Origin of the sequence: Rhodococcus mengyinensis, from assembly GCF_048381435.1 — a bacterium.
Classification (GTDB): Bacteria; Actinomycetota; Actinomycetes; order Mycobacteriales; family Mycobacteriaceae; genus Rhodococcus_F; species Rhodococcus_F opacus_D.
Window position 1 is genome coordinate 1 of sequence record NZ_JBLWIT010000015.1, and the last position, 14,687, is coordinate 14,687.

Genomic DNA, 14,687 nt, shown 5'->3' on the forward strand with positions numbered 1-14,687 from the left:
GGGCAGAATCTAGCGAACGTCGCAACAGTTGGGCCTGTCGTGGGATGACGGTATCTCAGTAAGAAGCGAGACCGGAGTTGCCCACTCCAGGGTCTTGCGGGGTCGACTATTCAACTGGGAGGCAACCTCGACCAGACGCTCCGGCGTATAGATGCCGAGGTCGCTGCTCTTGGGAAAGTATTGACGCAGAAGCCCGTTGAGGTTCTCATTGCTGCCGCGCTGCCACGGCGAGTGGGCGTCACAGAAGAACACGTCCAGGCCGGTCTCGGCGGAGATCTGCTGGTGCAATGCCATCTCCTTGCCCTGATCCCAGGTCAGGGTCTTCCGAAGCTGCGGCGGCAGTGCTGCCATCGCCGCCGCGATGCCGTCACGAAGTTCCTGGGCACGGTTTCGGCCGGGAAGGTGAATCAGCATGCAGTACCGGCTTCGTCGTTCGACCAGCGTGCCGATCGCCGTCTTGTTCCCCGCTCCCATGATGCAATCACCTTCCCAATGCCCGGGCACGCTGCGGTCGGCCGCCTCGTCGGGTCGTTGGTCGATCATCGTCATATTCGTCAACCGGCCGCGACGTTCCAAGCCCGACAGGCGGCGGCGACGCCGGTATCGGCCGGTCCGCAAGGACCGTTTCGCGGGCCGTGTCAGGCCGCACCGTTGGTCATAAATCGCCTGGTAGATGCTCTCCGGGCACAGATGCCGGTTTCGTTGGCCGGGGAAATCGACGCGGAGCTGATGCGCGACTTGTTCCGGGCTGAACTTCAGGTCGCTGAGCAACTGTGCGACGTGCGCGCCCAGGACGGCGTCGGTATCGAGGCGGCGGGCGCGAGGGCGCCCGATCCGGTGCACGGCCAGCCGCTGGGCAGCGTGCGGACGGTACTCATTGTCGGTGGCGTTGTTGCGTAGCTCCCGGCTGATCGTCGACGGTGATCGGTTGAGCTCGGATGCGATCGCGCGGACACCGCAGCCGGCCCGGCGGAGATCTGCGATCATGATCCGCTCGTCCAGGGACAGGTAGCGGGGCGAGCGAGGCCGCGTGCGAACGTCAGAAGTCACTGGCGGATAGTGCACCGGCTCGCCGGCCGTATTGGTGATTGTGCGCCCGAACCGCCATCGTGTCCCGGTCCGGCGGTTGATTCCGACACGGCGGCACGCCTCGGAGTTACCAACCCCTTGCCGGATCAGCCGAGCGAACTGTTCCCGCTTCTCCGTCAGAGCAACACCGGGGTGCCCACTGTTGGGCTGTGTCGAGTCGTGCATCGCAACCTCCGATTAGCGTCGGGTGTTGCGACGTTCACTGGAATCCGCCGTGGCAAAGTGTGCCCCAGCACGCTTTGCCACTCACATGGCGGGGGTGGGCGGGCGCCCGAGCAGCGACTCGAACATCGCGCCGCCCGCGAGGAACCCGTACCGGTCGTAGAACTCGAACATCGCGGACAACCGGGCGCGACCGTCGTCCGTCAGGTTCCGCCCGTGCCGCGACATCCACTCGTCGACGGACACCTGCTTCACCGACACCGGGCCACCCGCCCGGTCGCACAGGTCCCGCACGCTGAGGGCCTCCGGGCCGCCGAGTTCGTAGGTCGCGCCGTGGTGGATGTCCGGGCCCTCGGCGAGGACGCGGGCCGCGACCTCGGCGACGTCCGCGAGTGCGACGAACGAGAACGCCGCGTCGGGACTGTAGGGCAGTTCGACGGTCGTCGCCGTGCCCGCCAGCACAGCCCCGAAATTCTCGGCGTAGGCGCACGGCTGCAGGACGGTCCACCGGAGCCCGCCGAACGTCCGGAGCGCGTCCTCGCACCGCGCCTTGTCGACGTGGTGGGGCATGAGCGGGGTGTACGGCCAGGCCACGGAGTGGTAGACGAGATGCTCGACGCCGACCGACGCTGCGGCGCGCATCGTGTTCCGCAGCAGCGCGGGCTCGTCGGGGTGCACGTTGGGGGCGATGAAGTACACGCCCCGGCAACCCGACAGCGCCTCTTCGAGTCCTGCACCCGTTTCGAGGTCGACGGCGAAGTCGCCGGGACGCCGGGCGGTGTGCACCACCCGGCGTACGTCGGCGAGCCCCTCGAGCGCCGCCATGACCGCAGCGCCGGTCTTCCCCGCGGCGCCGATGACGGCGATCTCGGCGCCGCCGGAGAGTGACTCGGTCATCGGATCACCGGTCGATGAAGTCGAACTCGGCGAACTTCGCACCGCCGGACAGGCGTTCGTAGCCGGGACCGCGGTCGAAGAACGGTTCGTCGAGGCCGCGGTCCGCGCGCATCTGCTCGCGGAGCGCGTCCGTGGCGTCGACGTCCGCGACCGGTTCCCCGGTCGACGAGGCCAGCACCACGCCGTAGTCGACGCGTGCACCCTCCGCGGACACCTTGCCCCACAGCACGTCCCGGACGACCTCCTCGATCGGACGGTCGAGCGGGTCGCCCCAGCCGCCGCCACCGGTGGTGCGGATGCGCACCACTTCGCCGGCCTTGATCGGTTCGGCGTCGGTCAGCGCGTCGAACTCGCGCTCGTTCGGGCCGCCCGGGTCGAGGACCACCGAGAAGGGTCGTCCGGCCTTGCCGCCCTTGACTCCCCAGCAGGAGAGGATCGACCGGTCGGCGATGGACATGAAGTTCGCGTCCTTGAGCATCCGGATGTGCTTCTCGTAGCCGAGGCCGCCGCGGTAGCGTCCGGCGCCGCCGGAGTCCTTCGCCAGGCCGAGCTTCTCGACGATGAACGGGAACCGGCTCTCGGTGAATTCGGTCGGCAGGTTCCGCGAGTCGGGGACGACGTGGATGGTGTCCTCACCGTCCGCGTAGTGCCTGCCGCCGGACCCGCCGCCGAGGACCTCCCGCATCAGGTACGAGTGCCCGTCGAAGTCCTCGCCGTACACCCCCGTGTAGCGGATGGTCTCCTGGTCGGCGGGCATGTTCCCGTCGACGGCCTTCGCGACGACGCCCGCGAGCACGCCGAGCAGCCGCAGGATCACGAACGTCCGGGCGTTGGTGGGCGCCGGGAAGATCGGGGTGATCAGCGTGCCCTTCTCCGGGAACTTCATCTCGATCAACGGCACGACACCCTCGTTGACGTCGAGTTCCGCCATCCGCTCGGGACTGTCGGCGAGGTTGCGGAGGATCGGCGCGAGCCACTTGATGAGGAAGTTGCCGTCGGCGTAGTCACCGCAGTGGTTGATGGGACCCTTGGCCTGCGGGCCGGTGCCGTTGAAGTCGAGGATGAGGCGTTCGCCGCCCTCGTCCTCGGGGCCGGTCTTGGTGAGCGTGATCCGCTGCCGGTGCAGCATGGGCTCGTCGACGCCGTCGTGTTCGGCGTAGTCCTCCCACGTGTATTCGCCCTTGGGAATCTTGCTGAGGATTTCCCGCCGGTACGTCTCGGTGGTCGCGTCCATCATCGCGTCGAAGCAGGCCTCGACGGTGTCGCAACCGTACCGCTCGAACAGCTCGGTGAGGCGACGGGCGCCCATGAGGCAGGCCGAGCACTCGGCGTCGAGGTCGGCGGCCAGCGCGTCGGGCATCCGCGAGTTGCGGGTCATGATGCGCAGTGCGGCCTCGTTGGGCACCCCCTGATCCCACAGCTTGATCGGCGGGACCATCAGGCCCTCCTCGTACACCGTGGTCGCGCCGGACGGCATCGATCCCGGGCAGCAGCCGCCGATGTCGTCGTGGTGACCGAACGCCTGCACGAACGCGACGACGGACGGTTCCTCCTCGCCCGGTCGGGTGGCGAACACCGGGACGGTGACGCAGAGGTCGGGGAGGTGGCCGATGCCGCCTTCGGACAGGTAGACGTCGTTGTGGAAGTAGACGTCGCCGGGCTTCATCGTGTCGAGCGGGAAGTCCCGCGCCACCGGATGCACCAGCGCCGAATACGAACGGCCCGTGAGCTTCCGGAGGTTGCGGTCGTGGATGCCGGCCCGGAAGTCGTGCGCGTCGCGGATCATCGGGGAGCGGGAGGTCCGCGAGATCGACGTCTCGACCTCCATCTCGACGCTGGCGAGGTAGCCGGCGACGATCTCCACAAGCACCGGGTCGGGCGTCGTGCCGTCGACCGGCGTCAGCCGGTAGGGCTTGACCGCTTGCACTGCAACGGGTTCGGTGGTGACGGTCATCGGTTCGCTCCGTTCGAGTCGGCGATCTTGGTGATGCGGATGTTTCCGAAGGTGTCGATCCTCGCCCGGAAACCGGGGTGCACGGGGATGGTCGAGCTGAATTCCTCGATCACCGCCGGACCCTCGAGGACGTCGCCCGCGCCGAGCCGGGCCCGGTCGTAGACCTGGGTGGTGACCCACTCGTCGAAGTACGCCGGACGGGTGCCGGTCACGGCGGATTCGGCTCCGGTCCCCGCCGCGATCTCGTTGAGCGTCGGGCGCTTGATCGGGCCGATGCCGCTGACGCGGAGGTTCACCCACTCGACGTGCTGGTGGGGGTCGCCGCGGAAGTCGTAGCCGTACAGCTCCTTGTGCGCCTGGTGGAACCTGTCCGCGGCGTCGTCCATCAACTCCTGCGTGACGGGACCCTCACCGACGGGCACCCGCACCTCGAAGGCCTGGCCGAGGTAGCGGAGGTCGGCCGAGCGCGCGTACTTGCGCTCCGCCTCGCCGAAGCCTTCGTCGGCGAGTGCGCGTTCCGCCTCGGCGGCGAGCGCGTCCAGCCCCGACTGCAGTTCCTCGATCTTCAGGCGGTCGTGCCTGCAGACGTGGGTCTGCACGTAGTCGTTGCGGACGTCGACCGTGAGCAGCCCGAATGCGGACACGTTGCCCGGGTTCAGCGGGACGAGGACGTCCTTGAGACCGAGGATGTCGACCAGCCGGCAGGCGAGCAGCGAACCGGATCCGCCGAACGTGACCAGGGTGAAGTCGCGGACGTCGAGGCCGCGCTTGACCGTGATCTGCCGCAGCGCGTTGGCCTGGTTCCACGCCGACACCTCGAGGATGCCGGTGGCGCACGCCTCGAAGTCGAGCTTCAACTGGTGGGCGAGCTGCTCGACGCCCTTGCGGGCCAGTTCGGTGTCGAGGGGGATCTCGCCGCCGAGCAGGTGGGGTGGGATGCGGCCGAGCAGCACGTGGGCGTCGGTGATCGTCGGCTCGCTGCCGCCCTTGCCGTAGCAGAGCGGGCCGGGGTCGGCGCCCGCCGACTGCGGTCCGACGCGGAGCGTGCCCTCGGGGGTCTGCCAGGCGATGGAGCCGCCGCCGGCGCCGACGGTGACGACGTCGATCATCGGGATCTTCGACGGGTACGCCCCCACCCGCCCCTCGGTGGTGAGCGCGGGCTCACCGCGGACCACGACGGTGACGTCGGTCGACGTTCCGCCGCCGTCGCACGTGAGGACCTGCTCCACACCCGCGACACTCGCGATGAGCGCCGCCCCGAGTGCGCCGGCCGCCGGGCCGGACAGCACCGTCGTGATCGGCTGGTGCACGACCTCCTTGGCGGAGAGCACGCCGCCGTTCGACTTCATCACGTAGAACGGGATGTCGCGGGCCTCGCCCTCGTCGGAGGAGAACTCGCGCAGCCGGTTCGCGATGTTGTTCACGTAGTTGCGGATGTTCGGCTTCACGGCCGCGTCGACCAGCGTGGTGATGGACCGCTCGTATTCGCGGTACTCGCGCAGCACCTGGCTGGAGATGCTCACCGTGGCCTCGGGGTATTCCTCGAGCAGAAGATCCCGGACGCGGTTCTCGTGGCTCGGGTCGGCGTAGGAGTGCATGAGGCACACGCCGATGGTGCGGATGCCGCGCTCGGCGAAGAAGCGGGCGGCCTGGCGGACGTCGTCCTCGACGAGGGGACGGATCTCGCTGCCGTCGAACGCGAGCCGGCCGCCGATGGTGCGGACGCGGTCGGCGGGGACGATGCGGTCGGGCTTGACCCAGAAGTAGGAGTTGCCGTAGCCGTCGGGGACGGACTGGCGGGCGATCTCGAGGACGTGCTCGTAACCCTCGGTGGTGATGAACCCGAGGTTCTCGACCTTGCCTTCGAGGAGCTTGTTGGTGGCGACGGTGGTGCCGTGGCTGACGGCGCCGATCGCGTCGCCGGTCTCGCCGAGCTTGGCGAGCACCTTCTCGATTCCGGTGAGGAATCCCTGCGCCGGGTCGGCAGGCGTCGAGGGTGTCTTGGTGGTGACGACGGCTCCGGACTCCTCGTCCACAGCCACGACGTCGGTGAATGTTCCGCCGGTGTCGATACCGACCCGAATCTTTCTGGATTCCACGATTCCTCCTGGGCTCGTCTCTGTAAGGCAATTGCACCGCTTCCGCCGGCCGGTTTCTTTGTCACATATCGCCGAACTCACCGGTCCTCGTTCGGCGCTGCCCGTGCCCGGATGGCCCGGACAGACGACAGCACCCCGAACCGGACGGTTCGGGGTGCTGTGTGACGAGGTGTTTGCGGCGCTACTTCGCGCAGGTGCCCCGCACGAGGATGCCGCCGACGAGAACACCGGCGAGGGCGATGCCGGCGCCGAGCGCGGCCGACGCGAGAACGGTTGCCGTGGAGGTGCCCTCGGGCACCCGCACCCGCGCGGCGGCTGCCGCGGGAACCGGGGCCGCCTCCGCGACGCCGGCGACCGCCGGAGCCTCGCCCGGCGCCGCGGCCACCTCGGCCGCCGGAATGCCGTTGGCGATCACGCCGTCGATGCCCTTGAAGAACACCCCGGCCATCTTCTTCGCGACGCCGGTGATCATCCGCTGCCCGACGCCGCCGACCATGCCGCCGACGACGGCGTCCGCGTCGTAGCTGAGCAGGGTGCCGCCGTCGCGTTCCTCGAGCCGCACCGTCACGTCGGCCTTGACGGTGCCGGGGGCGCCCGCACCCGATGCCGTCATCACGAACGACTCGGGCCGATTCTGCTGCGACAGAATCACTTCGCCGTCATAGGTGCCCTTGATGGACGCGACACCCGCGGTGAGGGACAACTTGTAATGGTTGTCGCTGAGCTGCTCGAGGGACTGCACCCCGGGGATGGTCGCCGCGAGGACCCGTCCGTCCTGCAGGTTGTCGTACACGGCCTCCGGTGGGGCCGTCAGTAGGGCGGTGCCGGCGATTCTCATTCGTTCTCCTTGCTCTGTGACGACGCGTGTGCGAGGCGAAGCTCGAACAACTCTGAAGGGGATATCGGCATGGAGGTGATCGGGATGCCTTCCGCGTCCTCGATCGCAGCCGCGATGACGGCGGACGTCGGGATCACGCCCGCCTCGCCTGCGCCCTTCATCCCGAGGGGATTGAGACCGGACGGGGTGACGGTGTGGTCCATCTCGAGCGAGTCGGGCATCTCGGTGACGAACGGCATCAGGAAATCCATGTACGACGCGTTGAGCATCTGGCCGTGCTCGTCGTAGACGATCCTTTCGTACAGCGCGCCGCCGACACCCTGCGCGACAGCGCCCATGACCTGGCCCTCGACGATCCGCGGATTGATGACGTTGCCGCAGTCGTGGATCACGGCGTACCGCCGCACGTGGATCTCCGCCGTCACCGGATCGGTTTCGACGATCGCCGCGTGCACACCGGACGCGAACGTCGACGTCGGGGGCGAGTAGTAGCCGGTGGCCTCGAGCCCGGGTTGCTCGCCCTCCCGGACCGGCGGAATCGTCATGTCGGCGTCGGCTTTCGCGAATCCGGTGGCCTGCCTCGACGCGTCGTCGAACGCGTAGCGCAGCGGATTCGACAGCACCGCGACCACACCCAGCGAGATGGACGTGCCCTCGGCGCCGGGCAGCGTGCCGATCTTGCACACGTGCCCACCGCGAAGTTCCAGTTCGGCGGGGTCGAGGTTCAACGCCTCACCGGCGATCGTGCGGGCCTTCTCGGCCACCATCTGCGCCGCCACGTGGAACGCCGATCCGGACATCACGGCGCCGCGGGACGCGAACGTGCCGACGGCGTAGCCGAATCGACGGGTGTCGCCGGTGACGATCTCCACGTCGGTGACCGGCACGCCGAGGTCGTCCGCGACGATCTGCGCGAACGCCGTCTGGTGGCCCTGACCCTGGGTGGTCAGACCCGTTGCGGCCTTGACCTTCCCGGACGTCTCGACGAGGACGTGGGCGCCCTCGTACGGGCCGGGCCCGGTGCCTTCCACGTAGGCGCCGATCCCGATGCCCACTGCCCGGCCTTCGGCTTTCGCCTGCTTCTTGTAGTCGGCGAACCCGTCCCAGTCGATGAGTGTCTTGAGCTTGTCGATCCCGGCCTGGTAGTCGCCGGTGTCGTAGATCAGCGGGCGGCCGTCCTGGAACGTGAGGTGGAAGTCGTACGGCATTTCCTCGGGACGGATAAAGTTGTGCTCGCGGACCTCGATGACGTCCTTGCCGAGATACTTCGCGATCGCGTCCATCGCCCGTTCCATCGCGAACACGGCCTGCGGTCGGCCGGCGCCGCGGTAGGGCGTGACGATCACGGTGTTCGTGTACAGCGAGTACGCGTCCACCCGGAAAGATTTCGGCTTGTACGGCCCGAGCACCTGCGTCGACGTGTTCAGCATGACGATGATGCCGTACGGCAGGTAGGCGCCGTTGTCGTGCCAGAACGTGAAGTCGAACGCGAGGAGGGTGCCGTCGTCGTCGAATCCGACCGTCACCTCCTGGATCTGGCCGCGCTCGTGCGCGCTCGACACGAAATGCTCGCGCCGGTCCTCGACCCATTTGACCTCGCTCGAGATGCCCGCCGTCCCGAGCCGCCGCGCGGCCCAGGTGACCATGACCTCCTCCGGCCACGGGTGGACAATCTTGACGCCGAAACCACCGCCGACGTCGGGTGCGATGCAGTGGACCTTGTTGTGCGCCATCTTCAGTCGTGCCGCGATCGCCGCGCGGGCCGACGTGGACGTCTGCGTGGACGTCCAGAACGTGAGCGCCTGCTCGTCGGTGTCCCAGCGCGCGTAGACGCCCTTGCCCTCCATCGGCATCGACGCCGACCGCTCGATCTCGAGGTTCAGGGTCAGCCGGTGCGGCGCGTTCGCCAGTTCCGCGTCCACGTCGCCGAATCCGTGCTGCAGGTGCGCCGCGACGTTGTCGGGGACGTCCGCGTGCACCGCGTTGCCCGCCTGCCGCGCCACGTCGATGCCCACGACCGGTGGGAGCATCTCGTACGTGACGTCGATCTTGGCGCACGCGTCCTCGGCGATGTACCGGTTGTCGGCGACCACCATCGCGATCGCCTCACCGACGTGGTTCACCTCGTCCTTGGCGAGCGGATACCCGTTGCGCGGGGCGGTGATCGCCGGATGCGGGATCAGGAGGGGGAGGTTCTCCGCCATCTCCGGGGAGTCGTCCACGAGGTCGTCGTACGTGTAGATCGCGTGCACACCGGGCAGATCGAGTGCGGCATCGATGTCGATCCCCGTGATGCGGGCATGCGCGTGCGGTGACCGGACGAACGCGGCGATGAGCGCGTTGTGCCCCAGATCGTCGAGGTAGCGGCCGTTGCCGGACAGGAGCCGGGCATCCTCCGTGCGGGGAATCGGCTTGCCGAACAACTTCTCCGACGCGGCGGGCGCGTCGGCACCCGTGGTGGGCGCGGGCTCGGTGCGGGGTTTCGTGACGCTCATGCTCGCCCTGCCCTTCCACCGACCGGGTTGGTCGTGCCGCGGACCTTCGGATCGAGTGAGGCCCGCGACGACTCGTCGTCCTCGCCGAGCGGGAACTCGCCCGAACGCTCGCGCTTGATCTCCGCGGCACGCAGCACGGCCGCCCTGATGTTCTGATATCCGGTGCACCGGCACAGGTTGCCCGCGATCGCGTCGGTGGCCTCCTCGCGGGTGGGTGAATCGTTCTCCTCGAGGAACGCGGCGATGGTGGTCACGAAGCCGGGAGTGCAGAATCCGCACTGCAGACCGTGGCAGTCGATGAACGCCTGCTGCACCGGATGCAGGGTGCCGTCGGGTTCGACGAGACCCTCGACGGTGGTGACCTCCCGGCCCTCGAGGCTCGCCGCGAGCACCAGGCACGACCGCACCGGCTTGCCGTCGAGCAGCACGGTGCATGCGCCGCAGACCCCGTGCTCGCAGCCGACGTGTGTCCCCGTCTGGCGTAGATGGTGCCGGATCGCGTCGGACGCGAGCGTGCGCGACGGCAGCACCACCGTCTGCGTCACCGCGTTGAGCGTGAACGTCACCGCGACGTGCTGTTCGCCCGTCTCCTCCTGCAGTTCGGCGAGTTGCTCGTCGATGCTGCCCGTTGCCTTTGCCATGGTCACCTTCCTCCCGCCGACGCGTGCACGGCGGCACCGTCGAGTACTGCATCCTGCGCGGCCGCGAACCCGACCCGGGCGGTCAGCGCCGCCACCAACTGCGACCGGTACCGCGCCGTGGCGTGGATGTCGGGCTCGGTGTCGATCCGCTCCCGCGCGAACTCGGACAGATTCCGCCACAACGGGTCCCGGTCGTCCGTCGCGGACGCACCCCGCAGCACGTCCGTGTAGTCGACGACCTCACCGAGTTCGCCGGCCGACACGTACGTCATCCGGGCCTCCGAAACCGCACCGCGTTCGACCCGCACCTGCGCCGCGACCCCGACGAGTGCGTAGTCGCCGTGCCTGCGGGCGATCTCGTCGATCGCCGTCCCGACACCGGGTTCGGCGGCCGGGACGGTGACGCTCGTGGCGATCTCGTCCGCCTCGAGCGTCGTTTCGAGCGGCCCGGCGAACAGGTCGGTCGAGCGGATCTCCCGGACCCCTCGCACCGAACGCACGGTGACCGAGCCGCCGAGCAGCGCCAGCACGGCCGGCATCTCGGCGGACGGGTCGGCGTGGACGATCGAGCCGACCGTCGTGCCGCGGTTACGGATGGTCGGGTGTGCGACGAGACGCAGTCCGCGGCCGATCAGCGGCTGCACCTGGGCGGCGCCGCGGTCGGCTTCGAGCACCGAATGGGTGGTCAGTGCGTCGAACGTGACACCGAGCTCACGTGACGACGACACCGCGTCCAGCCGGGGGATGGATCCGATGTCGACGAGGTGCGCCGGCGCGGCCAGCCGCATGGACAGCAACGGGATCAGCGACTGCCCACCCGCGAGCACCTTTCCCTCGTGAGCCACGTCCGCGAGGATCTGACAGGCCTCGTCGATCGACCGAGGTCGGTGATAAGTCAGTGGCGACGGTTTCATTCCTCAGATCCTGCCCGTATCGTGCGCTCGACGTTTCGTGAACTAGTGACAAAACTCACGTCCCACCGATGGCAGATCACGTGAGCTGACCGACCCGATCCGGGGCCGTTCCGTCGTCCGCGGTGGGCTTCGGGGTGTGACGGCCTGCCCCCGCGTCGTCGGCGTCCTTCGGGGCGATGACGCGGCACAGGTGGTACATCCCGATCACCACGATGGTGCCGAGCGCGATGCCGCTGAGGGAGAAACTGTCCGTGAACGTCAGCTCCGTGTCACCGATCGCGATGATCAGGCCGGCGGCGATGGGCATCAGGTTGAGCGGGTTGCCGAAGTCGACGCCGTTCTCCTTCCAGATCTTCGCGCCGAGCAGGCCGATGATCCCGTAGAGCACCACCGTGATTCCGCCGAGCACACCGCCGGGGGTCGCGGAGATGACGGCACCGAACTTGGGGGAGAAACCCAGCAGCATCGCGATGACGCCTGCCGCGGCGTACGCGGCCGTCGAATACACCTTCGTCGCGGCCATGACGCCGATGTTCTCGGCGTACGTCGTCGTGGGGGATCCGCCGACGCTGGTCGCGATGGTGGTGGCCAGGCCGTCGCCGATCAGGGCGCGTCCCATCATCGGGTCGAGGTCGGTCTTGGTGATCTCGGCGACGGCCTTGACGTGCCCGGCGTTCTCCGCGATCAGGGCGATCACACCGGGCAGCACGAGGACGATGAACGTGAGACTGAACGACGGCGCGTGGATGCCCACGATGCCGTTCGCCTCGTCGGAGAACGGCGGAAGCCCGATCCACGACGCCGAGGAGACGCCGTCCCAGTTGACGCGGAAGTGCTCGGTGACCCCGCCGGCCACCGGGTCGTACGACGTGATCATGCCGGTCGTCAGGTCCAGCACCCACGACAGCACGTATCCAAAGAGCAGCGTCAGGAAGATCGCGACCCGCCCGAGGAATCCGCGGAGCGCGACGCTCGCCACCACCAGCACGACCATCACCGTCAACGCGACCCACTGGTCCTGCGGCCAGTACGTTCCGGCGACGACCGGGGCCAGGTTGAACCCGATCAGCATGACGACGGCACCGGTGACCACGGGCGGCAGGATCTTGAACACCACCCCGCCGCCGAGGAAGTGGATCAGCACGCCGATCCCGGCGAGCACGAGACCCGACACCAGGATCGCCCCGGTCACCTGCGCCGAGGTGCCGCCCTGGGCGCGGATGGCGGCGATGCCGCCGACGAACGCGGCCGACGTTCCCAGGTAACTGGGAATCCGGCCCTTGACGACCAGCAGGAAGAAGAGGGTGCAGAATCCCGACAACATCACGGCCAGTTGAGGATTGAGACCCATGATGATCGGGAAGACGAACGTGGCCCCGAACATCGAGACCACGTGCTGCCCGCCGAGCCCGATCGTGCGACCCCAGCTGAGCCGTTCGCTCGGGGCGACGACCTCCCCGGGCGCGATGGTCTTGCCATCTCCGTGCAGTGTCCAGATAGGCATAGGGGGACCTTTCAGACAGGTGACGGTGCAGGGGTGCCGGCGGCCAGCTTCGATGATGTGCCGCATGTCACAGTTGCACCTCGATAGGAGGGCAACGTTATTACAGCGTCAGCCACCCGGCGTGAGAAGAATCTGCCAGTGCGTGCCCGGCGAAATTGGCAACTTTAGGAATTGATGCCGCGCATCGCCATGATCTTGAGGGCGAGCGACAGGTCGAGGCGCAATTCGGGGTGATCGGTGAACGACCCGAGCATCTTCTCCAGCTTCACCACCCGGTACCGCAGGGTGTTGTAGTGAAAGTGGAGCTGACGTGCGGTTTCGGCGATGTTGATGTTGGTGGCGAGCAGCACCTCGAGGGTGCGCCGCATGTCCTGCGCCTCGGGTGTGTCGGCCGTCAGTTCGCGGAGGGTCTCCTGCGCGAACGACTCGAGTTCCCGGTCGTCCTCGACGAGGCTCAGCAGTCGGTAGACACCGAGGTCGTCGAAATGCGTCACGGCCCAGGCGCCGGTGATCTGCCGTCCCACCTTCAGCGCGGTCCGGGCCTGGCCGTAGAGGGCCGGGATGCCGTCCACCGAGTCCGTCGGCCGGGACACCCCCACCCCGAAGGGCCGGCGCCCACCCCCGCCGTCGCCGCGCACGTACGCGACGAGTTCGTGGACGAGGTTCATCGTGTCGGTGCCGACCCCCATCAGGATCACCGTCTCCGTCGCCAGCGCGGTGACCGCGGCACCCGTGTCACGGCCCGCGACGGCACTCGTGAATGCCCGCGCCTGTCGCTCGACGAGCGGCATCCGGGTGGGCATCGACGGCTCGTCCTCACCGACCGGATCGGGTTCGATCACCACGACGACCACGGGACGGTCCAGGTCCCAGCCGAACGTCTTGGCGTGCGCGACGACGTGCTCGTGTTCGCCACCGCGGCCGAGCAGCAGGTCCCGCACGAAGTTCGCGCGGTGCTTCTCCTCCACCGAGGACACGACCAGTTCGCGGGCCACCACCAGGGCGCACACCGCCGCCGCCTGCTCGACGAGATACAGGTCTTCGCTGCGCAGCGGGCGTCCGGTGCTGAAGTGCACCAGCCGCCCGTGATCGATGCCGTTGGCCGAAATCGCTGAGACGGCGATGAACTCGTCGCCCAGCCGGTGCAGGCCGAGCCCGCCCTCCGTCGAATCGGTGCGGACCCGCCCGGTGGAGTCGAGCGCCGCACTCGACGCCAGCCGGTTCAGCTCGGACTCGTCCCCGGCCCGGCACAACTGACGTCCGTCGGGTGTCGTGATCAGCACGGCCCCGCCCAGTTCACCGTGGACGGCGTCGGCGAGTTCGGCGAACCCTCCGCCGGCCATCACGGCGTCGACGAGCACTCTCCGCAGCCGGTCCGCCTCGAACACGGCGTCGACCTGCCGGGCCGACAACTCCGCGAGCGCAGCCGCCAGCGGGTGTGTCTGCGAGTACAGGTCCGCGACCACGACGACGGGAAGCCCGAGTTCGTCGGCCGCATCGGACATCTCGGCCGGCAGCGTCGCGGTGGGGTCGTCGAGCCGGACGGCGAGCCCGGAGACGCCCCGCCTGTCGAGTCGGGCGAGAAACGCGTCGATCGGCTCGACCAGCCGGCCGAGAACCGCGGACGTGGTGAGCAGCAACTGCCCGGTGCGGAGCCACGGTCCGATGTCCGGCACCGCCATCACGGCGACGTTCGACACCTCACGCGAGGTGCCGGTCTCGCCGGCGACCAGGGTCGGGGAGACGAGGAGATCGGACACCAGCACGTCGGCGAACGGTTGCGGCGCAACGTCCCGAGCAGGCCCGTCGCCGGTGTCGGCGGCTGCGCGGAACCCGGGAGCGGAACTACCGACATCCCTCGCCGTCACTGCAACACCCTGCTCACCTGATCCGATACTCGCCCCGAATGGCGCGAAAGTGTGACCTTAAGTCGAAACCGAATACCCGTCAAACGACGGTCACGCGGCGCACTCGGATGCGTACGAAACCTATGTACACGAAGGGCAACTCGTGGATCGGCATCTGGCGTGCGCCTACCGCACAGCCGGGCAGGTCGCGTGCTTTCAACCCGGACCGGATCACAACCGTCGTCGC

At 68.4% G+C, this 14,687-nt stretch carries 10 protein-coding genes; all 10 read right to left on the reverse strand.

The window, feature by feature from the left end; translation table 11 throughout:
• Positions 1-9: 9 nt before the first annotated feature.
• A complete protein-coding gene (locus ACNJ7E_RS01400) occupies positions 10-1,254 on the reverse strand; it encodes an IS30 family transposase (RefSeq protein WP_489686813.1) in 1,245 nt (414 codons plus the stop codon).
• A gap of 81 nt (positions 1,255-1,335) precedes the next feature.
• Positions 1,336-2,148 (reverse strand): NmrA family NAD(P)-binding protein, encoded by an 813-nt coding sequence (locus ACNJ7E_RS01405; RefSeq protein WP_418338863.1) that lies wholly within the window; start codon positions 2,146-2,148, stop codon positions 1,336-1,338.
• A gap of 4 nt (positions 2,149-2,152) precedes the next feature.
• Positions 2,153-4,102: a hydantoinase B/oxoprolinase family protein gene (locus ACNJ7E_RS01410; protein WP_208960951.1), complete on the reverse strand. Its 1,950-nt coding sequence runs from the start codon at positions 4,100-4,102 to the stop codon at positions 2,153-2,155.
• Positions 4,099-6,201, reverse strand: a complete 2,103-nt coding sequence (locus tag ACNJ7E_RS01415; RefSeq protein WP_418338864.1) for a hydantoinase/oxoprolinase family protein — start codon at positions 6,199-6,201, stop codon at positions 4,099-4,101. Before ACNJ7E_RS01415 ends, ACNJ7E_RS01410 begins: the two co-directional genes overlap by 4 nt.
• A gap of 181 nt (positions 6,202-6,382) precedes the next feature.
• Positions 6,383-7,039 (reverse strand): SRPBCC family protein, encoded by a 657-nt coding sequence (locus ACNJ7E_RS01420; RefSeq protein WP_418338865.1) that lies wholly within the window; start codon positions 7,037-7,039, stop codon positions 6,383-6,385.
• Positions 7,036-9,534 carry an aerobic carbon-monoxide dehydrogenase large subunit gene (cutA, locus tag ACNJ7E_RS01425; protein WP_418338866.1) on the reverse strand — a complete coding sequence of 833 codons (2,499 nt, stop codon included), beginning with the start codon at positions 9,532-9,534 and terminating at the stop codon, positions 7,036-7,038. Before cutA ends, ACNJ7E_RS01420 begins: the two co-directional genes overlap by 4 nt.
• Complete coding sequence (locus ACNJ7E_RS01430; RefSeq protein WP_378470270.1) at positions 9,531-10,175, reverse strand: (2Fe-2S)-binding protein; 645 nt, start codon at positions 10,173-10,175, stop codon at positions 9,531-9,533. The genes cutA and ACNJ7E_RS01430 overlap by 4 nt, the downstream gene beginning before the upstream one ends.
• Before the next feature lie 2 nt (positions 10,176-10,177).
• The gene (locus ACNJ7E_RS01435) at positions 10,178-11,089 is read right to left on the reverse strand and encodes an FAD binding domain-containing protein (protein ID WP_280779292.1); all 912 of its coding nucleotides are present in this window, start codon (positions 11,087-11,089) and stop codon (positions 10,178-10,180) included.
• Between the two features lie 76 nt (positions 11,090-11,165).
• A complete protein-coding gene (locus tag ACNJ7E_RS01440; protein ID WP_280779291.1) occupies positions 11,166-12,593 on the reverse strand; it encodes a uracil-xanthine permease family protein in 1,428 nt (475 codons plus the stop codon).
• A 164-nt stretch (positions 12,594-12,757) separates the two neighbouring features.
• Positions 12,758-14,461 (reverse strand): PucR family transcriptional regulator, encoded by a 1,704-nt coding sequence (locus ACNJ7E_RS01445; RefSeq protein ID WP_418338868.1) that lies wholly within the window; start codon positions 14,459-14,461, stop codon positions 12,758-12,760.
• Positions 14,462-14,687 lie beyond the last annotated feature (226 nt).